General features: G+C 57.0%; 18 protein-coding genes. 9 read left to right on the forward strand and 9 right to left on the reverse strand.

From position 1 onward, the window contains the following. Positions 1 to 58: 58 nt before the first annotated feature. Together RMR21_RS12685 and nspC are read right to left on the reverse strand one after the other, a co-directional pair. Positions 59 to 1,297: a saccharopine dehydrogenase family protein gene (locus tag RMR21_RS12685; protein ID WP_498668350.1), complete on the reverse strand. Its 1,239-nt coding sequence runs from the start codon at positions 1,295 to 1,297 to the stop codon at positions 59 to 61. Positions 1,298 to 1,342: 45 nt separating this feature from the next. Continuing rightward, positions 1,343 to 2,440 carry a carboxynorspermidine decarboxylase gene (gene nspC, locus RMR21_RS12690; RefSeq protein ID WP_498670162.1) on the reverse strand — a complete coding sequence of 366 codons (1,098 nt, stop codon included), beginning with the start codon at positions 2,438 to 2,440 and terminating at the stop codon, positions 1,343 to 1,345. A 226-nt stretch (positions 2,441 to 2,666) separates the two neighbouring features. Between nspC and RMR21_RS12695 the strand changes: the two genes are divergently transcribed. From RMR21_RS12695 to galE, 3 genes are all read left to right on the forward strand, one after another. Continuing rightward, on the forward strand, positions 2,667 to 3,008 hold the full coding sequence (locus RMR21_RS12695; protein ID WP_045228289.1) for a DNA-binding protein: 342 nt from the start codon (positions 2,667 to 2,669) through the stop codon (positions 3,006 to 3,008). Between the two features lie 9 nt (positions 3,009 to 3,017). Next, positions 3,018 to 3,437 carry a hypothetical protein gene (locus RMR21_RS12700; RefSeq protein WP_498668351.1) on the forward strand — a complete coding sequence of 140 codons (420 nt, stop codon included), beginning with the start codon at positions 3,018 to 3,020 and terminating at the stop codon, positions 3,435 to 3,437. A gap of 127 nt (positions 3,438 to 3,564) precedes the next feature. Next, positions 3,565 to 4,548 carry a UDP-glucose 4-epimerase GalE gene (gene galE / locus RMR21_RS12705; RefSeq protein ID WP_498668352.1) on the forward strand — a complete coding sequence of 328 codons (984 nt, stop codon included), beginning with the start codon at positions 3,565 to 3,567 and terminating at the stop codon, positions 4,546 to 4,548. 97 nt (positions 4,549 to 4,645) lie between these two features. On the opposite strand, the gene RMR21_RS12710 is transcribed toward galE, so the two are convergent. After that, positions 4,646 to 5,188, reverse strand: coding sequence for a PRC-barrel domain-containing protein (locus tag RMR21_RS12710; protein ID WP_498668353.1), 543 nt, complete (start codon positions 5,186 to 5,188; stop codon positions 4,646 to 4,648). Between the two features lie 251 nt (positions 5,189 to 5,439). On the opposite strand from RMR21_RS12710, the gene RMR21_RS12715 reads away from it, so the two are divergent. After that, positions 5,440 to 7,149 carry a sensor histidine kinase gene (locus RMR21_RS12715; protein WP_498668354.1) on the forward strand — a complete coding sequence of 570 codons (1,710 nt, stop codon included), beginning with the start codon at positions 5,440 to 5,442 and terminating at the stop codon, positions 7,147 to 7,149. 262 nt (positions 7,150 to 7,411) lie between these two features. On the opposite strand, the gene RMR21_RS12720 is transcribed toward RMR21_RS12715, so the two are convergent. Continuing rightward, the gene (locus RMR21_RS12720; RefSeq protein WP_498668355.1) at positions 7,412 to 8,407 is read right to left on the reverse strand and encodes a sensor histidine kinase; all 996 of its coding nucleotides are present in this window, start codon (positions 8,405 to 8,407) and stop codon (positions 7,412 to 7,414) included. A gap of 116 nt (positions 8,408 to 8,523) precedes the next feature. Beyond that, on the reverse strand, positions 8,524 to 9,318 hold the full coding sequence (locus RMR21_RS12725) for a response regulator (RefSeq protein ID WP_498668356.1): 795 nt from the start codon (positions 9,316 to 9,318) through the stop codon (positions 8,524 to 8,526). 141 nt (positions 9,319 to 9,459) lie between these two features. Between RMR21_RS12725 and RMR21_RS12730 the strand changes: the two genes are divergently transcribed. Beyond that, on the forward strand, positions 9,460 to 9,660 hold the full coding sequence (locus tag RMR21_RS12730) for a NepR family anti-sigma factor (protein ID WP_498668357.1): 201 nt from the start codon (positions 9,460 to 9,462) through the stop codon (positions 9,658 to 9,660). Beyond that, positions 9,660 to 10,226, forward strand: a complete 567-nt coding sequence (locus tag RMR21_RS12735) for a sigma-70 family RNA polymerase sigma factor (protein ID WP_498668358.1) — start codon at positions 9,660 to 9,662, stop codon at positions 10,224 to 10,226. Before RMR21_RS12730 ends, RMR21_RS12735 begins: the two co-directional genes overlap by 1 nt. A gap of 46 nt (positions 10,227 to 10,272) precedes the next feature. Here RMR21_RS12735 and RMR21_RS12740 read toward each other — a convergent pair whose 3' ends face one another. Then, positions 10,273 to 10,743, reverse strand: coding sequence for an Lrp/AsnC family transcriptional regulator (locus RMR21_RS12740; RefSeq protein WP_498668359.1), 471 nt, complete (start codon positions 10,741 to 10,743; stop codon positions 10,273 to 10,275). A gap of 153 nt (positions 10,744 to 10,896) precedes the next feature. Here RMR21_RS12740 and putA point away from each other — a divergent pair, with 153 nt between their 5' ends. Further along, the gene (gene putA, locus RMR21_RS12745) at positions 10,897 to 14,580 is read left to right on the forward strand and encodes a trifunctional transcriptional regulator/proline dehydrogenase/L-glutamate gamma-semialdehyde dehydrogenase (protein ID WP_498668360.1); all 3,684 of its coding nucleotides are present in this window, start codon (positions 10,897 to 10,899) and stop codon (positions 14,578 to 14,580) included. 42 nt (positions 14,581 to 14,622) lie between these two features. Here putA and amaB read toward each other — a convergent pair whose 3' ends face one another. After that, positions 14,623 to 16,158, reverse strand: coding sequence for an L-piperidine-6-carboxylate dehydrogenase (gene amaB, locus RMR21_RS12750; RefSeq protein ID WP_498668361.1), 1,536 nt, complete (start codon positions 16,156 to 16,158; stop codon positions 14,623 to 14,625). A gap of 134 nt (positions 16,159 to 16,292) precedes the next feature. Here amaB and RMR21_RS12755 point away from each other — a divergent pair, with 134 nt between their 5' ends. Then, positions 16,293 to 17,195 (forward strand): LysR family transcriptional regulator, encoded by a 903-nt coding sequence (locus tag RMR21_RS12755; protein WP_498668362.1) that lies wholly within the window; start codon positions 16,293 to 16,295, stop codon positions 17,193 to 17,195. Positions 17,196 to 17,205: 10 nt separating this feature from the next. Here the strand turns inward: RMR21_RS12755 and RMR21_RS12760 are convergent, their stop codons facing one another. Continuing rightward, positions 17,206 to 18,093, reverse strand: coding sequence for a DMT family transporter (locus tag RMR21_RS12760; RefSeq protein WP_498668363.1), 888 nt, complete (start codon positions 18,091 to 18,093; stop codon positions 17,206 to 17,208). A 152-nt stretch (positions 18,094 to 18,245) separates the two neighbouring features. Further along, positions 18,246 to 19,460, reverse strand: coding sequence for an adenylate/guanylate cyclase domain-containing protein (locus RMR21_RS12765; RefSeq protein WP_498668364.1), 1,215 nt, complete (start codon positions 19,458 to 19,460; stop codon positions 18,246 to 18,248). A gap of 233 nt (positions 19,461 to 19,693) precedes the next feature. Here RMR21_RS12765 and RMR21_RS12770 point away from each other — a divergent pair, with 233 nt between their 5' ends. Beyond that, positions 19,694 to 21,001 carry a UDP-glucose dehydrogenase family protein gene (locus RMR21_RS12770; RefSeq protein ID WP_498670163.1) on the forward strand — a complete coding sequence of 436 codons (1,308 nt, stop codon included), beginning with the start codon at positions 19,694 to 19,696 and terminating at the stop codon, positions 20,999 to 21,001. The last annotated feature ends 10 nt before the right edge of the window (positions 21,002 to 21,011 follow it).

Here is a 21,011-nt window from a genome sequence, read left to right on the forward strand (position 1 = left end):
CAAGACAAGCATGCAAAAAAGCCCCGCGAGCGGGGCTTTTTCAATGTCTTTCATCGGATCAGAATGACAAAGCGCGGTCGCCGTTTTCATCCTTGATGCGGCTTGGCAGGCCAATGCGATTGAGAATGTTCAGGAACGGCTGCGGTGGAAGTTCTTCCACATTCGCCATCTGCTTCACGTCCCATTCGCCCGTCGCAATCAGCATGGCCGCCGCAACCGGTGGAACGCCTGCCGTGTAGGAAATACCCTGGCTGCCGACCTCGTTATAGGCATCCTTATGGTCGGCCACGTTGTAAATGAAGACTTCGCGCTCCTTGCCGTCCTTGATGCCCTTCACGACATCGCCGATGCAGGTCTTGCCGACGTAATCGGGTGCCAGCGACGATGGATCGGGCAGCACGGCCTTGACGAGCTTCAGAGGGACGACTTCCAGACCCTCAGCCGTCGTGACAGGTTTTTCAGAGAGCAGGCCGAGGTTCTTCAGCACGGTGAAGACCTTGATATAGTGGTCGCCAAAGCCCATCCAGAAGCGCACATCGGCACCATCCATGTTCTTGGATAGCGAGTGCACTTCGTCATGGCCAGTCATATAGGCCTTCTGCTTGCCGACGACAGGCAGGTCGAATTCCTGACCGACTTCGAACATCTCGTTCGTCTGCCACTGGTTGTTTTGCCAGGAGTAGACGACACCGGTAAATTCGCGGAAGTTGATTTCCGGGTCGAAATTGGTCGAGAACCAGCGGCCGTGGCTACCGGCATTGATATCGACGATATCGACCGATGTGACCTTGTCGAAATACGCGTCCTTGGCCAGACGCGCATAGGCGTTGACCACGCCCGGATCGAAACCGACGCCGAGAATGGCGGTGACGCCCTTTTCCTTGCATTCGGCTGCGCGCTGCCACTCGTAGTTTCCGTACCAGGGCGGATTTTCGCAAATCTTGGTCGGATCCTCATGGATGGCCGTATCCATATAGGCAACACCTGCATCCATGCAGGCACGAAGAACGGACATGTTGACGAAGGCAGAACCGACATTGATGACGATCTGCACGCCAGTCTTCACGATCAAGGCTTTCGTCGCCTCGATATCCATCGCGTCAAGCGCATGGGCCTCAAGCTTTACGTCGGACTTGAGGCTGTTCTTTTCGCGTACGGACTCGACAATCTTGCGGCACTTTTCAACTGTGCGTGACGCAATATGAATGTCTCCCAATACATCGCTGTTCTGGGCGCACTTATGCGCCACGACCTGTGCTACGCCACCGGCGCCGATGATGAGAACGTTCTTCTTCATTTCAGGTGATGCCCCCTTTATCCCCGCAGGGATGAGCTGTTGATGTTAAGACAGGCTTTGCTCGAAATCGGCAAAGTCGAATTCACGGACAGCACGGACAGAGCCGTCCAGTTCCTTGATGGCGATGGTCGGCATCTTGACGCCGTTGAACCAGTTTTTCTTGACCATGGTGTAACCGGCCGTGTCCTGGAAGGACACGCGGTCGCCCACCTTCAATTCGTTTTCGAAACGAAACTCGCCAAACACGTCGCCTGCAAGGCAGGACTTGCCGCAGACCATGTAAGCATGGTCACCCTCGTTGGGGGAGACCTTGGCCGTCTCGCGGTAGATCAGCAAATCCAGCAGGTGCGCTTCGATGGAGCTATCGACGATGGCGAGGTTCTTGCCATTGAACAAGGTGTCAAGAACGGTGGTTTCCAGCGTCGTGCTCTTGGTGATCGAGGCTTCGCCGGGTTCGAGATAGACCTGAACACCGTATTTCTGCGAAAATTCCTTGAGGCGGTCGCAGAAGCGGTCGATCGGATAATCGTCACCGGTGAAGTGAATACCGCCACCGAGGCTCACCCATTCCGCGCGCGTCAGAAGCGTGCCGAATTTTTCCTCGATCTGGCCCAGCATGCGGTCGAACAGTTCGAAATCGCCGTTTTCGCAATTGTTATGGATCATGAAGCCGGAGATGCGGTCCATGACCTTTTCGACCTTCGTCACATCCCACTCACCCAAACGGCTGAACGGCCGCGCCGGATCGGCAAGATCGAAGGTCGATGAGCTGACCTGCGGATTGAGGCGCAGACCGCGCGTGATGCCGGACGCCTTATCCGCAAACCGCTCCAACTGACTGATCGAATTGAAGATGATCTTGTCCGCATTGCCGACGACTTCGTCGATCTCGTAGTCGGCATAGGCAACGCTATAGGCATGCGTTTCGCCGCCAAATTTTTCGCGGCCCAGACGCACTTCGTAAAGCGAGGACGATGTGGTGCCATCCATATATTGCGACATGAAATCGAACACCGACCACGTCGCGAAACACTTCAGCGCCAGCAATGCCTTGGCACCGGATTTCTCGCGCACATAGGCAATCTTCTCCATGTTGCGAAGAAGCTTGGTCTTATCGATCAGGTAATAGGGTGTCTGCAGCATCGGTCTGTCACGTCGTTCTGTCATGGGTGGGTGATGGCGTCTTGAGAGGGGCCTTATATGATGCTTGTGACAGGAAAACAAACCCGCACACGAGATTCTGCAATCACTCTGTTTTTTATATCTGCATGCTCTCATTGAAGGAACAAAACGCTGCTCGGTACGTTTTTGCAGCAAGTGTAAGCCGTGGACACGGCGTTTTTGACTTAATTCAAGCAAGGGAAACATCATGGCGACGGTTCGCAACGTGGAAGACAAGGTACGTGAAACTCTAGAAGGCGGCGATGCTGCTGAAGTATCTGCTCAGCTGGCTCAGCTGCGCGAAGATTTGGCCAATCTGGCCGGCAGCGTGAAAGCGCTCGGCGCTGGCGTATCGCACGAAGTCAAGGCCCGCGCTTCGCGCGCAGCCGACGACGCCATGGCCGCCGGTGAAGAAACCGTCGCCACGGTTCGCAATGAAATTCAGTCGCTCAACGACAACCTGACCTATCAGGTTCAGAAGAACCCGTTGCAGTCTCTGGGTATCGCAGTTGCTGCGGGCTTCCTGATCGCGCTCGTCACCCGTAAGTAAGGTAGCAACATGCTTCAAACGCTGCTGCTTTACATCGGCGATACCCAGCGTGAAGGCCAATTGGTGACACGTCGCATCAAGTCCACGATCATTCTGTGGACGTTGGCTGGCGTGTTTTTCCTGATCGCTTTCATCGCGGCAATCGTCGGTGGCTCGATTTACCTGGCAAAGGAAATTGGTGCCGGACCCGCAGCTCTGGTAATCGCGGGTTCCGCTTTTCTGCTGGGCGTCATCATGCTGGTCACTCTTGCCATAAAACGTAGACCTCGGGTCTACGCGGCGAGGCCGATTCTGCCGCTGGCAGCAGCGCCCCTCGCGGTACAGTCACTGTTAGGGAGTGCCCTTGGTGCCAGACCCTTTGTGGCGTTGCTGACAGCGGTTGCGCTTGGATATGTCGGCACCAGAACGACAATCCTGAAGAAGAAATAATCGCATCAAAAGCCGCCCTCGACCAGAAGGCGGCTTTTCATTTTCATCCGCAATAAATTCCGCTGCCCTTCTGCCGACAAAATGTTAGGCAGTTTGCCAACACATCTTTTAACGGAGAGAATGTTGGATGCGGAAAAAAGTCCTTGTCGTCGGCGGTGCCGGATATATCGGTTCCCACACATGCCTGCTGCTTGCCGAACGGGGATATGAACCTGTCGTCATCGACAATCTGTCCAACGGTCACGAAGAGTTCGTCCGCTGGGGACCGTTCGAGCAAGGCGATATCCGAGACAAAGCGCGCCTCGATGAGGTCTTTGCGAAACACCAGCCTGAAGCCGTACTACATTTTGCCGCTTTGATCGAAGTTGGCGAATCGGTCAAAAATCCCGTCGCTTTTTATGACAACAACGTAACCGGTGCACTGACGCTGCTTTCCGCCACCATGGACGCGGGCGTGAAAGCTTTCGTTTTTTCTTCGACCTGCGCTACCTATGGGTTGCCCGAACGCGTACCGCTGGATGAAACGCACCCCCAGGCGCCGATCAATCCCTATGGCCGTACCAAATGGGTGGTCGAGCAGGCGCTGAAGGATTACAGCACCTACAAGGATCTGAAATCCGTCATGCTGCGCTATTTCAATGCAGCGGGCGCGGATTTCGAAGGTCGTATCGGCGAGTGGCACAAGCCTGAAACCCACGCCATTCCGCTGGCAATCGAGGCGGCGTTAGGCCGACGCGAGGGGTTCAAGGTGTTCGGCACCGATTACGATACGCGCGACGGCACCTGTGTGCGCGACTATATCCATATTCTCGATCTGGCGGACGCACATGTGCGGGCTGTCGATTACCTGTTGAATGGTGGTGAAACGGTCGAACTCAATCTCGGCACGGGCACCGGCACAACCGTCAAGGAACTTCTCGACACGATCTCCGAGGTCTCGGGCCGTCCCTTTCCCGTCGAATATGCCGACAGGCGCGAGGGTGATTCAACGACGCTCGTTGCCAATAACGACAAGGCCCATGAGGTCTTGGGCTGGGAACCGCAATATACGCTGACCGATATCATCCGCTCGGCATGGCGCTGGCATTCGTCGCGCAATGACAGCGTATAGGCAGTATCCTGCCAATCGTACGAAAAAAGCACCGGCCGTTTGGCCGGTGCTTCCCGCTACAAGAACGCTCTCGTAGCTCCTCTCCCAGGTAAGCGTATTATGGCTTGGGCGCTGTCGTTGTCGCACCGCCGGTAGCAGATGGAGTTGCAGCTGGAGCCGCAGAACCTTCTTCAGCCTTCTTTTCCTTCATCGTCACGAATTCCGGCGCCGCTTTCAGCGTATCGGCGGTCTCCGTGGTTGTCAGGCGAACGGTACCATCAGCGGTGTCGCGTGTGACTGTCAGCTTGTCCATGGGAACCGCGACGTCCTTGGCACCGATGCCGAGGAAACCGCCGACGCCGACCACCGCCGCAACGATGCCGCCATTTTCCTCCAGAATGAGGTTCGTTACGCTGCCGATGCTCTCATCAGCGGATGTGTAAACGGCGTTGCCGATATAATCGTTTGCACTGATCTGGTTTGCAGCTTGCTCAGTAAGGTAGGCGCCACCAGAAGATGCTGTCGAGCCTGGCATCGCTGGAGTTGCAGGTGCAGTCGCGCTTGGCACGGCAGGCGCCGTCGTCTGGGCGATTGCCATCGGAGCGAATGCGGTCGAACCCAGCAGGGCGGCAGAGATGAGTGTCGCAAATGTCTTTTTCATTGTAAAACCTTTCCTTGTTCCTCGATATGAACCGGCTCCGAACGGTAAATCCGTTTCTGTATGAGCCTGTTGATCTGCAAACGGGGGAAAAAGGGATTGGTTCCGCCAAAGTTTTAGGCATATTAGAACGAATAAAATTTCGAAAATGACCTATACTCTTGAATATAAGTAGGGATTGCACGGCGCAATCGCTTCGGACATTCTACGGCTCGCCCACCTTGACCTCAGCTCCAGCCTAACCCGGCGAGACAATGCCAAACGCACTCATGACCAAATTCAGACAGCGCCTAGCCAATTTTTTCCCTACGGCGACAATAAGCGTTTATCTCGTTGTTATGACTGCGGTAATCACACTTCCGCTGATTATATTCGTCGGTTACCTAATGCTGAAACTGGAGGCGGGCGAAAGAGACGACCTTCAACGCGAAGCCGTCGAGGATGCGCGCTCGATCAGCCGCAACGTCGATCGTCGTCTGCAGGAAATGGCAACATCCCTCAATCTGCTGTCGCAGTTTCCCGAGCTCGAAAACGGAGACCTCTCGGCATTTCACAAGCGAGTGAGCGAGAGCCTCCAGCGACAGGGGCTCTATGTCATCGTTGCAAAATCAGATGGCAAACAACGACTGAACACGCGTGTGCCTTTCGACCAGCCGCTGGGAAATGTGCCAGAGGACCTGAAAATTAAAGACATCATAACCGGCGCCCGGATCGTCGTGTCAGACATATTCTTCGGCAAGACCAGCAAGGAGTGGGTCTTCAACGTCATGCGCCCGCTTCCATCTGCGCTGAGCGCCACCGGCGACGTGTTGATGATGACCCAGAATGCGCGAGATCTGAGCGGGCTAATCAACGACGACGGTTTGCCGCCCGGATGGACGATTGCCGTTCTGGACAGCGACAACCGTGTCGTCGTCTCGAGCAATCCAGACGCCGCAACCACGGGCAATATTCTTACCCGACCAATCGCACTTGACCAGATGCGGGCTTTAAGCGGTAGCTTCGAGGATGAGGACGGCACGATTCATGCCTATTCGCAGCTGGCCGGATGGTCTTGGAAAGCAGTCGTGTGGGGGCCAGCTGATAACACGCGGTCGGCGCTTGCAAGCACATGGCGCAAAATGATGGCGGGCAGTCTGTTACTCGTCATCATCGCCATCACCGGCGCCTATCTGGTCGGCGTGCAATTGCGCGGTTCGATCCGGGAACTGGTGGAGATGGCGCAAAGGATTGGTGAAGGCAAGATTGTCGCGCCCATCGATACCAAGATCAAGGAAGCGAACCACGTCGCGGTCGCCTTGTCCAATGCATCCTTCGATCGCAGCCAGGCCGAAGACCAGACGCACCTCATCTTGCAGGAGCTCGTCCATCGCTCCAAGAACCTGCTAACGCTGGTCCAGGCCATGATGCGACAGCTGGCGCGGGAAAATACCACCGTCGAGGAATTCCAGAAAGCTGTCGATTACCGCCTTCGTGGCTTGGCCATGTCGATCGGCGCTCTGGCTGAGGTACAATGGCAAGGCGTACCGATGCGTCGACTGATCGAAAACCACATCCAGGTTTTCGGCAGCGCCATCGATCAGGTCACGATCAGTGGCCCCGACTTCATGTTGTCACCGGAAGCCGCCCAGAATTTCGGCCTCATTTTGCACGAGCTCGCCACCAACTCGATGAAATATGGGGCTTTGTCCACAAAAGGTGCTTTTGTTGAGCTGACATGGACCCACCCTCAAGGCCGCAAGGACGATCACGATCTGTTGACTGTCTCCTGGAAAGAAGTCGGTGGTCCCCCGGCTATCGAGCCGACATCGACAGGCTTCGGCAGCACGATTATAAAACGCCACGCAGAAACGGCTTTTTCTGCAAATATTTCAATAGACTACACCGAGGCTGGGTTTCGCTGGACACTAACCGCACCCATCCGCCACTTCCTCACCCGGAAAGATACATCCACGATCGATTAAAAAAGAATGGGTGGCTTGGAACAAACAATCGGGTGCGTCGTTATTGATGCAAGCCAAGCCACTCCCCGTCCCCGCCTGAGGCTTGGCGTCGCAGGTTTTGCCCCTGAAAACCTGCCATGAACAGCACGGCTCTACGGAGCCGTGCTTTTTCGTTTAGCGGACCGATCCAGCCTTATGTCCAATCGAATCCACCTGCTTCAATAGGCCATGGCGATACCGACACCAATCGCCCGGTGAAGGACACCCAGCTCAAATATTGATATCAGGTCGGGAGAGGTGCGGGGAAACGTAGAAAATAATCGATGTTGTCGGTCGAGACGCCGTATTTTGCCTCGCCACCCAATGCTGCGGGAACAACCTTTTCTAGAACAACGCTGCCAAAATTGCTGCGTTTGCTGCCATCTTCGGACGACATCAAGATCGCGGAACCGCCCAGAGGCTCGGTCCAGCGCACTTCGAAGAACTCGCCGTCCTTGCGACAATCAAGTGTAATCGGTGAATGTTGCAAAAGGTTGCCGCCGTGGCTGACGGTATTGACCACCAGCTCGTGGAACGCCAGACCCACATAGAGTGCGCCGTTCGGGTTCAGCAACAGATTTTCGCCCACCATCTTGATCAACTGCGGGTATTCCGGGAGATAAAGATCGGACTGCTGTTTCAACAGATCAAAAATTTCGGCACCACGCCAATCCGAATCCGTGATGAGATCCTGTGACTGTGCTAGCGCGTGCAGGCGCCCCCGAAATTTGCGCAGAAAATCGTCTTTGGTGAAACTGAAGCGAGCCGTCTGGGCAGACAGGCTCTGAATGATGGCAAGCAGGTTCTTGGAGCGGTGGCTGACTTCGCGCAAAAGCGAGCGCAGCAGTTGCTCACGCCGACGTTCGACGGTCATCTCCCGGATCGTCGTCTTCAACACGCGCAGGCCGGACATATTGACCGTGGAATAGACGTGGAACTGAAAGACCCTGTCCTTGCCAGCTGTGACTTCCAGCATGCCGCGGCTGCCTGCAGCGGTCAGATCCTTTTTGAGCTCCGCCAGACGACCAGCAATGTCCTTGCCGAACATCGAAAGGTCGGTTGGCGGTTCGGCGGAGCTCGATGGGAAAATCCAGACATCGGGAAGGTTTGCGATAAAGATGTACTCCTTATCGCGGTCTTGAAGCATGACCGTTTCATCGGAATCCAGGAGGGCTAGCACGAGTGAATCGTGAAGCTCCCCCTCGTCCCGCTCACCATTATGCCACGCCAGCCGATGCAATACGATCTCCTAACGGGGAACAGCGATGGTCGTCGCTACGCTTGAAACAACATAACGACGTCAACGCCGGACTATAACCCGGGTTCCAAATTATTATCGACGATGAGTTTTATGTTTCAAGCGGCGACACGGGAGCTTTCATTGAAGAAGAGAGCCTGGCTGATAAGCGCCTTGACCATATCCGGATTAAACGGCTTGGTGACCAGAAATGTCGGTTCAGGGCGTTCGCCCGTCAACAGGCGCTCGGGGAACGCGGTGATGAAGATGACCGGCAGAGTCGTCATCTGCAGGATTTCCTTCATCGCTTCCAGACCGGAGCTTCCATCGGCAAGCTGGATGTCGGCAAGAATCATTTTTGGCTGCGTGCGGTGGAAGAGTTCAAGCGCTTCCTTGTGGGTGCGCGCAATGCCAGTCACGTTATGGCCAAGGTCGGTGACCATCTGTTCGATATCCATGGCAATCAGAGGTTCGTCCTCGATGATCATGATATCGGTCGCGACCTGACGGGCGATTTCAGATGCCGCTTCGTCGATCAGCTTGCCAACCTGCGATTCGGGAACGCGCAAAATCTCCGCAACCTCGGAAACCGAAAATTCTTCGACTGTCGTCAACAGAAAAGCCTGACGTGGCACAGCGGGAACGGCCGACAGGTTTGCCGATGCACGCTTTTCCCAGCCCGTGAGGTTTTCGTCGCTCTTGATGTTGAGCGTCACGGAACTAAAGATCGATACAAACAATTGATAAAGCGAAACACGGTCATTGCTGGTCTGCGGGAAAATGCTGACATCGGCAATAAGTGCTTCGAGGCTGGCGGCAACATATGCATCGCCAGTGGATTGTGAACCGCATACGGCACGTGCAAACCTGCGGAGATAAGGCAGATGCGGTGCGATGCGTGTAGAAACTGACATGGAATTCTCCCCTGGCTCATGCGGCTTGCACTGCAAACCTAAACGAACAAACTCCACACTTCAAAAAAAGTTCCGCGGGATATGGAACTATTTTTTCCTTTGTGCATTGTTAGCTGCGTCACCAAAGGAATACCGGAAATCATGAGCATGTTTCAATCGGACCAGGATCCATCTGACAGAGGAACATCTCCCAATGTTCCCGATTCGGGTCGCGCTGTCATATCCAAGAAATTACGTGAATTGTACGATGCAGTTCAGGATGAGGGCATACCCGACAAATTTCTCGACCTCCTTGAAAAGCTTGACGAAGCTGAGAACAACGCAAAAGCTTCGAGGCGCTGATGGTCACGGAAACGAATACGAACGAATACAATTTCAAGCGCGAAATGTTGGCCGCCCTGCCTAACTTGCGTGCCTTCGCCATCTCATTAATCAGATCACGCGACCGGGCTGATGACCTTGTGCAGGATACGATGATGAAGGCTTGGGCAAAGCAGGAAAGCTACCAGCCCGGCACGAACATGCGGGCTTGGCTGGTCACCATTTTGCGCAACGAATTCTACAGCCAAATCAGAAAATCAGGCCGCGAAGTTCAGGACACAGATGGCATATACACGTCTCGTCTGTCGGTACCGCCAGAGCAGCACGGATCCGTCGATTTGCAGGATTTCAAAACCGCTCTCGCAAAGCTTCCCGAAGACCAACGCGAAGCAATCCTTCTAATCGGCGCGTCTGGCTTTGCCTACGAGGAAGCAGCGGAAATTTGCGGTTGCCCGGTCGGTACGATCAAGAGCCGGGTCAGCCGTGCTCGCCTTCGTCTCCAGGAGCTTCTCGGCATTCAGGATGAGAACGAGTTCGGCCCCGATGCGCAGGTGGCGGCCGTCACCTCCGTTGCGGCCATTCGCTAAAACCTAAAAACAATGAGATGGGTGCGGCCACAAAGCTGCGCCCTTTTTATATTCCAACGTCTTTGACCGACTGCATGACGACGAATGTCGATGTGTTGGCAACACACGGCAGGCTGGAGATTTTTTCGCCCAGAACCTGTCTGTATTTGCGGATGTTCGTGGTTCGCACCTTCAAGAGATAGTCGAAGGCACCAGCGATCATATGGCACTCCTCCACTTCCTTGATCTTGCGGACGGCTGTGTTGAACTCCTCCAACGCCTTTTCCCGCGTATCTGAGAGTTTGACTTCCGTGAACGCGATATGCTCGAGCCCCAACTTTGCCGGATTGAGTATGGCGCGAAAGCCGAGAATGTAACCTTCATCCACCAAACGTTTCAGCCGTGTCTGACACGGGGTCTTCGAAAGCCCGACCTTCTTGGACAATTGAAGCATGGACATGCGCCCATCGTCGCTCATCTCCTCCAGAATCTTCAAATCGAATTGATCCAGATTGCCTTCTTCTTCATGTTTTGCCATCCATATCGCCTTTCAGATCGATAATTATAAGTCTATCTGACCTGATGTATCGCTAAAATAAGACCATGGCAATTTCAGCAGCAATGATATTCTGATGGAGAAAAACGGCGCCGAGATCGAGAGCGCACGTGACCGATATCAGGGACCGGACCGATGGCCGAAAATCTAGCTGGACTTGCGACCACAAACACCCACGAAGCAAGCGATGTTTTCGCCCAGTTCGCGCCACCGCTGCGACCACAGAGCGAATTGCGCCAGGCCATTACATCCGCCTATCGCCGCGCGGAGCCGGACTGTGTTGCCCCCCTCATCGAAGCAGCGACCGTTTCACTTGAGCAGGCTGAAACCATCCGCACCACAGCCCGCAAGCTGGTCCAGGCTTTGCGTTCCAAAGCGAAAGGCACCGGTGTCGAAGGTCTGGTGCAGGAATATTCGCTGTCCAGCCAGGAGGGCGTAGCGCTGATGTGCCTTGCGGAGGCACTGCTGCGCATTCCCGATGCGGCCACCCGTGACGCGTTGATCCGCGACAAGATAGCCACTGGCAATTGGCGATCGCATCTGGGTGGCGGTCGCTCCCTCTTCGTCAATGCCGCCACCTGGGGGCTTGTGATCACCGGCAAGCTGACATCCACCGTCAACGACAAGAGCCTGTCGGCAGCCCTGACAAAGCTCATTTCCCGTGCCGGAGAGCCGGTCATTCGTCGTGGTGTAGACATGGCCATGCGGATGATGGGTGAGCAGTTCGTGACCGGTCAGAACATCGCCGAAGCCATCAGCCGCTCCAAACCTTTGGAAGCGAGAGGCTTTCAATATTCCTACGACATGCTGGGCGAAGCTGCGACCACAGCCAAGGATGCAGAGCGCTATTGTCGAGACTACGAGCAGGCGATCCATGCTATCGGCAAGGCCTCCGCCGGGCGCGGCGTCTATGGCGGGCCCGGTATTTCCATTAAGCTGTCTGCCCTCCACCCGCGTTACGTTCGCGCACAGGCACAGCGCGTGATGGATGAACTTCTGCCGCGTGTGAAATCGCTGATGCTTCTGGCAAAGCGCTACGACATCGGCCTCAACATCGATGCGGAAGAAGCCGACCGACTGGAGCTGTCGCTCGACCTTCTGGAAAGTATTGCGCTGGATCCCGAGCTCGGCAACTGGCAGGGCCTCGGCTTCGTCGTGCAGGCCTACAGCCGCCGCTGCCCCTTCGTGCTGGACTACATCATCGACCTTGCCCGCAGATCAGACCGCCGCATCATGGTGCGTCTGGTCAAGGGTGCCTATTGGGACGCAGAAATCAAGCGCGCACAACTGGATGGTCTCGAAGACTTCCCCGTCTTCACCCGCAAGGTCCACACGGACGTGTCCTACATCGCCTGCGCCCGCAAGCTGCTGGCGGCGCGCGACGTAATCTTCCCGCAATTTGCGACCCATAATGCACAGTCGATGGCGACGATCTACCACCTTGCTGGACCGGATTTCAAAATCGGTGATTACGAATTCCAATGCCTGCATGGCATGGGCGAGCCGCTCTACAATGAGGTCGTCGGCAAACACAATCTTGATCGCCCCTGCCGCTTCTATGCGCCAGTCGGAACACACGAAACACTGCTCGCCTATCTCGTGCGCCGCCTTCTGGAAAACGGCGCGAATTCCTCCTTCGTCAACCGCATCGCCGACCCGAACGTGCCCATCGACTCGCTGCTGGAAGACCCGGCGGCCGTGGTCGAAGCCATGCCCGCACCCGGTGCACAGCATGACAAGATTTCAAAGCCTGCCGATCTCTATGGCGCCCGCGCCAACTCTTCGGGGCTGGATCTCGCCAACGAAGACACCCTCGCCTCGCTCTCTCAAGCACTGTCCGCAAGCGCTGAACATCAATGGAGCGCGGCGTCGCGACATGGCACTGGTCCTGTCCGACCGGTTCTCAACCCCGGTGATCGGGATGACGTCGTCGGCTTCGTGACGGAGCCGACCGAGGAGGATGTTAGCAAGGCGCTTGAGACAGCCGCCGCATCCACCTGGCCACAGACCGGTGTCGAAGATCGTGCCGCATGCCTCGAAAAAGCGGCCGATCTGATGCAGGCGAGATTGCCGACACTGCTCGGTCTCATTATGCGCGAAGCCGGGAAGTCGGCGCCCAACGCCATTGCCGAAGTGCGCGAAGCCATCGACTTCCTGCGCTATTACGCAGCCGAAGCTCGCAACACATTTGGCACGCAGCAACATGCGCTTGGACCCGTCGTCTGCATCAGCCCGTGGAATTTTCCGCTGGCGATCTTCATCGGTCAGGTCGCGGCGGCACTGGTTGCCGGCAATCCGGTTCTTGCAAAGCCTGCAGAAGAAACGCCACTGATTGCTGCCGAAGGCATTCGACTTTTGCATCAGGCCGGCGTGCCCGCAGATGCGGTACAGCTTCTGCCCGGCGACGGCAAAACCGGCGCACAGCTGGTGGGTGCGACACAGACCGCGGGCGTAATGTTCACCGGCTCCACGGATGTTGCCCGCCTTATCCAGAAGCAGCTGACCGCACGTATCTCGAGCGATGGACAGCCCATTCCGCTGATTGCCGAAACCGGCGGTCAAAACGCCATGATCGTCGATTCCTCGGCTCTGGCCGAACAGGTCGTGGCCGATGTCATCGCCTCAGCCTTCGACAGCGCCGGTCAGCGTTGCTCGGCGCTCCGGGTTCTGTGCCTTCAGGACGATATCGCCGAGCGGACATTGACGATGCTCAAGGGCGCTTTGCATGAATTGCGCATCGGCAGGACAGACCAGCTATCGGTCGATGTCGGCCCGGTGATTACGCTCGAAGCCGAGGACAATATCGAAAAACACATCGAATCCATGCGTGCCCTTGGAAATCGCATCGAGCAGATTACACTTGCCGGAGAGACGGACAAGGGTACTTTCGTGCCGCCCACCATCATCGAGCTGACATCGCTATCCGATCTCAAGCAAGAAGTCTTCGGTCCGGTCCTGCACGTCATCCGCTTCAAACGCGAAAAACTCGACCGCTTGATCGATGACATCAACGCCACCGGCTATGGTCTGACATTCGGCCTGCATACCCGCCTCGACACGACCATCGCGCATGTCCTGTCCCGCGTCAAAGCAGGCAATCTCTACGTCAACCGCAACATCATCGGCGCTGTCGTTGGCGTTCAACCCTTCGGTGGGCGCGGTCTTTCCGGCACCGGCCCGAAGGCCGGTGGCCCGCTTTATCTCGGACGTCTGACGAGATCAGCCCCTTATGTCGCGCGCAACAGTCAGCAGAACGACACGTCCGTGACAGACTTGGCCAAATGGCTGGAATCCAAGGACAAGAAGGGGGCGGCGGAAACGGCGCGCCACTCCGCCAAGCTCTCCGGCCTTGGTTTCGAGACGGAACTTGCAGGCCCGGTGGGTGAGCGCAATCTGTATGCCCTCCACCCGCGCGGCCATGTCCTTTTGGCGCCGCTAACGGCGCAGGGATTGTTCCGACAGCTGGCGGCAGCGTTCGCAACCGGCAATACGGTGGCAATCGACAAGCAAACCGGTCTGGAGACGGAACTGAGCGGCCTGCCATCCAGCGTCGCCGCGCGCATCACATGGTCGGATAATTGGGCCAAATCCGGCCCGTTTGCCGGTGCGCTGGTGGAAGGTGATGCCGACAGGGTGCGGCAGGTCAATGCCCGCATCGCCGAACTGCCAGGCCCGCTTCTTCTGGTTCAGGCGGCAACCACCGCGGCGTTGCAGGGCACGGAGCAGCCATACAATCTCAATTGGCTGCTGGAAGAAGTGTCCGTCAGCGTCAACACGACAGCGGCGGGCGGCAATGCCAGCCTGATGTCGATTGGCTGAACCAGATCGGCTGGCGAGGTATCTCGCCAGCCGATCTCTTTATTATTCGATATCGAAGGTCACGCCCTGAGCGAGCGGCAGCGCCTTGGAATAGTTCACCGTGTTGGTGGCCCGGCGCATATAGGCCTTCCAGGCATCGGAGCCGGATTCGCGGCCGCCGCCGGTTTCCTTCTCGCCACCAAAGGCTCCGCCGATTTCAGCGCCCGATGTGCCGATATTGACATTGGCAATGCCGCAATCGGAGCCGTCAGCCGCCATGAAACGCTCGGCCTCCTGAAGATCACGGGTGAAGATGGATGAGGAAAGGCCAGCGGCAACGGCATTGTGGTCGCTGACGGCCTGATCGAAATCGCTGTATTTCATGACATAGAGAATCGGCGCAAAGGTTTCTTCCAGAACAGGGCCAACCTGCTTCGGCATCTCGACCAGCGCAGGCTTGACGTAATAGGCCGTCTCTTTGCCAGCTTCGGCAACACGCTCACCACCGGAAACGACGCCACCATGCGCCTTGGCGTCTTCCAGTGCCGTCTGCATTCCATCGAAAGCAGCCTTGTCGACCAGCGGGCCGACAAGTGCGGAGGTTTCCAGCGGGTTGCCGACGGACACAGACGCATAGGCCTTCTTCAGACGCGGAACCAGCTGGTCGTAAACGCTGTCATGCACGAAGAGGCGGCGAAGCGTGGTGCAGCGCTGACCGGCAGTACCCATGGCACCGAAGGCGATGGCCCGCAGCGCCATGTCGAGATCGGCAGAGGAGCAGACGATGCCGGCATTGTTACCACCCAGTTCGAGAATGGCACGGGCAAAACGCTTGGCCAGACGTGGACCGACATCGCGGCCCATGCGGGTGGAGCCGGTGGCCGAAACGAGCGGCACTTTCGGGTGATCGACCAGCGCTTCGCCAACGGTGCGGTCACCGATGATGAGCTGGCTCAGACCCTCAGGCGCATCGCCGAAGCGGGCGACGGCACGCTCGAAAATACCCTGAACGGCAAGAGCGGTCAGCGGTGTCTTTTCGGATGGCTTCCAGACCACGGAATTGCCGCAGACGATGGCGAGTGCTGCATTCCATGCCCAGACGGCGACGGGGAAGTTGAAGGCGGAGATGACACCGATGACGCCCAGCGGATGCCAGGTTTCCATCATGCGGTGGCCGGGACGCTCCGTTGCGATCGTCAGGCCGTAGAGCTGGCGGGACAGGCCGACCGCGAAATCGCAGATATCGATCATTTCCTGCACTTCACCCAGTCCCTCGGACGGAATCTTGCCAGCTTCGAGCGAGACCAGACGACCAAGGTCATCCTTGGCGGCACGCAGCTCTTCACCCAGCAAACGCACCAGCTCGCCGCGCTTGGGCGCTGGCACCAGACGCCATGTCTTGAAGGCGGAATCTGCCTTTTCGACGATGGCAGCCACATCGCTTGCCGATACGGTCTTCAAGCGGGCAATCTCTTCGCCGCTGACCGGGCTGAAGGAGGCCATATCGCCGCCCTGGTAGAGCGCGGGAGAAACGCCCATCTTGGCCAGAAGCGCTGCGGCTTCCTTGACGACATCGACGTTGGCTGCTGATTGGCTCATCACAATGGCTCCTTGGTTTTTGAAAGCTGGATATTGACGTGAGACAATACCCGTTTCATTCTCTTTCCTGATCATATACGGGTTCAAGTGCCGTTTTCAAATGAGGAAAGCGGTTCTGTTGATGCGAGACTGGAATGGACACACGCAGACGGCTTGTTCCCGATATCGTCACCTTACAGGCGTTCGAATGCGCTGCAAGGCACGGCAACTTTACGCGTGCTGCCGAAGAGCTGAACCTGACGCAAAGCGCCGTGAGCCGTCAGATCAGCGATCTTGAGGCGCAGACCGGCATGCTGCTGTTCGAGCGCATTCGTCGCCGTGTGGTGCTGTCAGATGCAGGCCGCAAGTTTTTGCCCGACGTCCAACGATTGTTGCAGCAATCGGAGCAACTGATGGTGCGCGCGGTTACCGCCGGAGCCTCCAGCGCCTCGCTGTCGATTGCCACGCTGCCGACATTCGGAAGCCGTTGGCTCACCCCTCGCCTTCACAAATTCATGGCCGCACGCCCCGATACGGTGTTGACGGTGGGCTCCCGCTCCCAGCCCTTCGATTTTGACGAAGAGGGTTTCGATATCGCCATCCATTACGGCCAACCGATCTGGGCGCACGGCACCTGTGCCTTCCTCTGCAACGAGGTCATCGTTCCCGTTGCGAGCCCAGCCCTCATCGCATCTCGCCCTGTCGAAAGCCATGCGGACATGCTGGAAGGCCCGCTTGTGCATGTCACCACACGCCCGAAATTATGGACCGAGTGGTTCGAGATGAACGGGCTCACCTCCGAAAACGCGTATCGCGGCAGCCGTTTCGACCAGTTTTCCATGCTGATCGAAGCCGCCGTCGGCGGTCTCGGATTTGCGCTTTTGCCCAAATATCTGATCGAGCCCGAACTGAAATCCGGATTGTTGAATGTGGTGTTCGACGTGCCGCTGCAAACCGAAAACAGCTACTACATCGCCCTGCCCGAAGGGCGGCAGGACAACGTTCTGGCGCGCGCGTTTCAAAACTGGTTGCTGGACGAAGTGGGGACACCGGTTTAACCAACCGCCCTCACAGGCGATTGCGGAAAAACGGATTCCAGCGCACGACACCGAGGCGGATTTTCTCGCGAATCATGGTCAGCAATCCGGCAGAAGCGATGACAACCAAGCCGGAAATCGCAAGCGTATCTGGATATTCTCCGAAGAAGGACGCACCAATGGCGACCGCCCATAATATCTGCGAGTAATGCGATGGTGCGATCTGACTGGCGGGTGCGATCTTCGTCGCTGTCAGCAAGGTGATCTGGCCGATGGCGGTACACATGCCGATGACGATGAAGGCACCGATCTGGTTCAGCGTCGGCACCTGAAATTCCGGGATCATCAGGATGCCATTGAATGTCAAACCGTAGATGATCAGCACACCCATGATCGATGTCCGCTTTTCGCGTCCGGCAAGCGAGCGCAGGAGAACGATGGTCAGGCCTGCCAGAAAGGCCACGCAAAGTGCTGCGAAATGCCCAAGCTCCAGCGTTTTGAAGCCGGGCCGCACAACCAGTATCACACCAACGATGCCTGCCATGACGGCCGACCATCGCCAAAGCCCGATGTCTTCCTTCAGCACCAGCGCCGACAGAATGGTAACGAAGAGCGGAGAAAGGAAAATCAGCGCATAGGCTTCCGCCAGCGGCACGCTGGTAAAGGCGTAGATGCCCAGAATACCCGCAAACAAACCGGAAATCGCGCGACCATGCACCGCCCAGGGCCGGCTCATGCGCCAGAAGTACCGCCAGCGCTCGTCTTTCGGCTTTAAGAAGAAGATGAGGGATGCCGACGACAGAATGCTGAAAAAGCCGATTTCGAAGACGCTGACGTGCGAACCGAGCGACTTGATGGTGGCGTCTCCACAGGAAAAGCTGGCATAGGCGAGCAAGCCCAGTAGAAAACCTTTTTGCATGATAATGGCTCCCGTCGCGACAGCCGGGTGGCATGGAAAGAGACTCAAATGCCCGGCGTGAACGCTATCTCCGCATTCTGGCTACGCCTCGCATGGCAAGGGCGCAAGGCGTCAAGCCGCGAAAACCGTTCGGCTATCTGCCTTGTCGAACATCAGCACATTTCTGGGTCGATCGTGTAAAGTTCATGCGCCCGCCCAAACCCGCGCAAAGCGTAGCGTCCGATGGAAACCATGAGGCTGCGCATATTTTGCGGGCACATCGCCATAAACTCGCGCGACATGACGGTATCGCGATCGACCGAACTGCACAGGCTGCTGATGCGGCTGACCATGTTGACCGCAGGTCCCACGACGGTAAAATCCAGCCGGTTGCGGCTGCCTATATTGCCGTAGAAGACTTCTCCCACATGCAGGCCGAGATAGACGTCCGTCGTTGGCAGACCTTCCAGGCGCCGCCTGTTGTTCAACACCGTCAGGTTGGTCCGCATGGTGATTTCCGATGCCAACGCTGCCGCACATCCGGAGCTTTGGTCGACATCGCGAAAAATGGCCAGCACCCCGTCCCCGATCAGTTTCAGCACGCTGCCGCCATGCGCGTGGATCGCGTCGATGACGAGACCGGCATAGTCGTTGAGAAACGGTATGATCTGGTCTGGTTCGGCGCGGTCGGAAATACCGGTAAAGTCCCGCAGATCGGAGAACCACAGGACAGCATCGATCCGCTCCACCTCGCCACGGGTAATCGTGCCGCTCATGACCTTTCTGCCCGCATCGCGACCCAGATACACATCGCTGATCGTGCCGATGATGCGCATGCAGGACGCGGCTTTGAATGCCAGCGCAAGCGTTGGCAAAAGCATGCGCAACGCGGCAAGTTCATCGTCGTGAAAGCCTTCGGGGTGCCGGGTCAGCCATTGCGAATAGAACGCATTCATTTCGCCGATGCTTCCACTTTCGGTAAAGCGGTGGATCGTCGCCAGATAGTCAGTGTGGCCTGCGCTTTTCAGCTCTCCGAGTTTTCGAAAGGCCAACTCCTCCCCGAGAAAAAAGCGATATCTCGCTTCGTTGGCATTGTCTGTGATCAGGCGGAAGAACACCGAACTTTCCCAGGCCTCGCGCGCTGTCCCATCGTCGGTAAAATCATAGACGCTGGAGGATTCGAAAACGTCGTGGCTGTCCCAACGAAAGGCATGGCCTTCGAAATCCGGGTGCAACGTATCCATCAGGATCAAGGCCGAGGAAATGCTGATACCGGCAGCGTTGCATCTCTCGCAAAACCCAGAGAGCAAGACCTCCTCCACCTGTCCTTCATAACCCTGCTGCGAAAGCCAGAGCGCGATGTCCGAAAGGCTGGATGGATGGACCATGGGTGCGGGTATTTCCTCGGAAAAGCAGCGGGACGATAGTGCAAGAACGGCGAATGCCGACCAAGCGTTGCCCTGCTTTCCCTAGGTTTACAACAATTTCTTGAAATCGTCCGTTGAAAACCGGCTGCACGCTTGGCCCCGGCAGCGAAGGCGGATAAACAGCTAGGCAAAATGGAGTGGCGGTGCGCGCATGGCTTGCGCATTTGCCTGCCTTGATCCTGAAAGGTCTTTTGATGCGTATTGTAATGATTGGCTCTGGTTATGTGGGGCTTGTTTCAGGTGCCTGTTTTGCCGATTTCGGTCATGACGTCATCTGCGTCGACAAGATGCCCGAAAAGATCGAGGCGCTGAAAAACGGTCAGATCCCGATTTTCGAGCCGGGTCTGGATGCAATCGTCGCCAGCAATGCCAAGGCTGGCCGCCTGTGTTTTACCACCGACCTAAAAACTGCTGTTGCCGATGCGGATGCCGTGTTCATCGCCGTTGGAACACCGTCGCGCCGGGGTGATGGCCATGCGGATCTGGCTTACGTCTATGCCGCCGCCCGCGAAATCGCCGCAGCCGTGACCGGCTTTACCGTCATCGTCACGAAATCCACCGTACCGGTCGGAACCGGCGACGAGGTCGAGCGCATCATTCGCGAGGAAAACTCGAGCGCCGATATCGCCGTCGTGTCCAATCCGGAATTCCTGCGCGAAGGCGCTGCCATCGATGACTTCAAGCGCCCGGACCGCATTGTCGTCGGTCTGTCCGATGAGCGCGCGCGCCCTGTCATGACCGAGGTTTATCGCCCGCTCTACCTCAACCAGTCGCCGCTTCTGTTTACCACACGCCGCACATCCGAACTGATCAAATATGCGGCGAATGCTTTCCTCGCCATGAAGATCACCTTCATCAACGAGATGGCCGATCTTTGCGAAAAGGTCGGGGCCGACATTCAGGACGTTTCGCGCGGCATTGGTCTGGATGGGCGCATCGGTGCCAAATTTCTGCATGCCGGTCCCGGCTATGGTGGCTCGTGCTTCCCGAAGGATACGCTAGCACTGGCCAAGACCGCGCAGGATTTCGACAGCCCCGTTCGACTGATCGAGACGACGATTGCCGTCAACGATACCCGCAAGCGCGCCATGGGCCGTAAGGTCATTGCCGCCGTTGGTGGGGACATCAGAGGCAAGAAGGTCGCCGTGCTTGGCCTGACCTTCAAGCCGAACACCGACGATATGCGCGATAGCCCCGCCATTGCCGTCGTTCAGACATTGCAGGATGCGGGCGCAAAAGTCACCGGTTACGATCCCGAAGGCATGGTCAATGCCCGTCCGTTGATGGAGGGAATTGAATATGCTGATGGACCTTACGAGGCCGCGCAGGATGCCGATGCGGTGGTGATCGTGACCGAGTGGAACCAGTTCCGCGCGCTCGACCTCGACCGGCTGAAATCCATCATGGCCTCACCCGTTCTGGTGGATCTGCGCAATATCTATCGCCCGGATGAAGTCACCGCTCACGGCTTCACCTATGCTGGCATCGGTCGGTCATCATAGGAAGGCGAAA

Source organism: Agrobacterium sp. rho-8.1, from assembly GCF_033957725.1.
In the GTDB taxonomy this organism is placed as follows: domain Bacteria; phylum Pseudomonadota; class Alphaproteobacteria; order Rhizobiales; family Rhizobiaceae; genus Agrobacterium.

What these genes read in the sequence shown, in the direction of transcription:
- RMR21_RS12760 (WP_498668363.1), bottom strand. Translation starts at nt 18,093, where the DNA reads ATGCAAAAAGGTTTTCTACTGGGCTTGCTCGCCTATGCCAGCTTTTCC.
- RMR21_RS12735 (WP_498668358.1), top strand. Translation starts at nt 9,660, where the DNA reads ATGGTCACGGAAACGAATACGAACGAATACAATTTCAAGCGCGAAATG.
- RMR21_RS12685 (WP_498668350.1), bottom strand. Translation starts at nt 1,297, where the DNA reads ATGAAGAAGAACGTTCTCATCATCGGCGCCGGTGGCGTAGCACAGGTC.
- RMR21_RS12765 (WP_498668364.1), bottom strand. Translation starts at nt 19,460, where the DNA reads ATGGTCCATCCATCCAGCCTTTCGGACATCGCGCTCTGGCTTTCGCAG.
- RMR21_RS12740 (WP_498668359.1), bottom strand. Translation starts at nt 10,743, where the DNA reads ATGGCAAAACATGAAGAAGAAGGCAATCTGGATCAATTCGATTTGAAG.
- RMR21_RS12695 (WP_045228289.1), top strand. Translation starts at nt 2,667, where the DNA reads ATGGCGACGGTTCGCAACGTGGAAGACAAGGTACGTGAAACTCTAGAA.
- putA (WP_498668360.1), top strand. Translation starts at nt 10,897, where the DNA reads ATGGCCGAAAATCTAGCTGGACTTGCGACCACAAACACCCACGAAGCA.
- amaB (WP_498668361.1), bottom strand. Translation starts at nt 16,158, where the DNA reads ATGAGCCAATCAGCAGCCAACGTCGATGTCGTCAAGGAAGCCGCAGCG.
- RMR21_RS12725 (WP_498668356.1), bottom strand. Translation starts at nt 9,318, where the DNA reads ATGTCAGTTTCTACACGCATCGCACCGCATCTGCCTTATCTCCGCAGG.
- RMR21_RS12730 (WP_498668357.1), top strand. Translation starts at nt 9,460, where the DNA reads ATGAGCATGTTTCAATCGGACCAGGATCCATCTGACAGAGGAACATCT.
- RMR21_RS12710 (WP_498668353.1), bottom strand. Translation starts at nt 5,188, where the DNA reads ATGAAAAAGACATTTGCGACACTCATCTCTGCCGCCCTGCTGGGTTCG.
- RMR21_RS12755 (WP_498668362.1), top strand. Translation starts at nt 16,293, where the DNA reads ATGGACACACGCAGACGGCTTGTTCCCGATATCGTCACCTTACAGGCG.
- RMR21_RS12715 (WP_498668354.1), top strand. Translation starts at nt 5,440, where the DNA reads ATGCCAAACGCACTCATGACCAAATTCAGACAGCGCCTAGCCAATTTT.
- nspC (WP_498670162.1), bottom strand. Translation starts at nt 2,440, where the DNA reads ATGCTGCAGACACCCTATTACCTGATCGATAAGACCAAGCTTCTTCGC.
- galE (WP_498668352.1), top strand. Translation starts at nt 3,565, where the DNA reads ATGCGGAAAAAAGTCCTTGTCGTCGGCGGTGCCGGATATATCGGTTCC.
- RMR21_RS12700 (WP_498668351.1), top strand. Translation starts at nt 3,018, where the DNA reads ATGCTTCAAACGCTGCTGCTTTACATCGGCGATACCCAGCGTGAAGGC.
- RMR21_RS12770 (WP_498670163.1), top strand. Translation starts at nt 19,694, where the DNA reads ATGCGTATTGTAATGATTGGCTCTGGTTATGTGGGGCTTGTTTCAGGT.